The organism is Streptomyces sp. ATLC9 (assembly GCF_057196705.1).
Genome location: NZ_JBXUOY010000537.1, coordinates 1 through 896 on the forward strand (window position 1 = coordinate 1; position 896 = coordinate 896).

Below are 896 nucleotides of genomic sequence, written 5' to 3' on the forward strand. Positions count from 1 at the left end.
AGCCTGATCAGAGGCATTCGTGCGCTCGGGGAACGCGCTGCCGCCGAACTCAAGCAGCGCTGGCGCACCCTCCAACACATCACTCTCAGCCCGAGCCGGATCGGCGACATCACCCGAGCCGCTCTCGTCCTCAACGGAATCTGGAAGTGATCACCGCTGAGAAAACGTCAATCACCTGTCCGGAAAACGCGAGGCCCCTCAGCCACGGGCTGCCAGTCAGGCTCCGGACCCGGCACCTCGACGGTGCCGGGTGTGGCCGCAGGCTCCCCTCCCCCACCGGATACCGAGGGAGCGGCGTCCCAAGTGCGGTTCCTGCTGGGCGGCGTGCCACTGGTCGGCCAGGCGCTGCCTCCAGCCCTTCGGGGGCGGCCAGGGCACGCCCCAGGCGGCGAGTTGATCACGGGTCCAGCCGCCCGCCAGGGTACGCGCGACCTCGACCTCGTCCGGAGAAGGAATCATCACCCGGCCCATGATGGGCCAGATGCGTGACAGCGGGTTCACCGGTGTGCGGCCGTTCGGATCCGGCGGTGGCGGCCCGATCCTGTGCGGCGCCCGCCCCGGCGTCGACGCCGTCGTCCGCTATGTAGCCGAGCGCGCCCCCGTCATATGTCGCCGGACATTACGGGCTGGTGACAGGGCTCTTACCAGCGCCCGGAAATGTGGAACCCCGGCGCATCCCGCAACGTCGCGCGACGGCCCACCTCGAACGGCAGAGGGCATTACGATCGAACCGCCGAGCCGATCAACGATCGGCCCCAGCTGACAGATCGAGGCCGGCATGGGGTCAGGGCTTCGGCGTAGTCGCGTGACGCCGGGTTCGTGACGATCTGTCGTATCGGCGGTGCCCTCGGAACGAGGCAGGCACGGTTTCCAAGATCATGGAGTTCTCTACGCCC

1 protein-coding gene is annotated in these 896 nt (G+C 68.4%); it reads right to left on the reverse strand.

Annotated features, from left to right (window positions below):
* Positions 1-216: 216 nt before the first annotated feature.
* Positions 217-459: a hypothetical protein gene (locus tag AC2CJA_RS26900; protein ID WP_484605244.1), complete on the reverse strand. Its 243-nt coding sequence runs from the start codon at positions 457-459 to the stop codon at positions 217-219.
* Positions 460-896 lie beyond the last annotated feature (437 nt).

Excerpts from the sequence above, each read along its gene's own strand:
- AC2CJA_RS26900 (WP_484605244.1), bottom strand. The coding sequence starts at position 459 with ATGATTCCTTCTCCGGACGAGGTCGAGGTCGCGCGTACCCTGGCGGGC.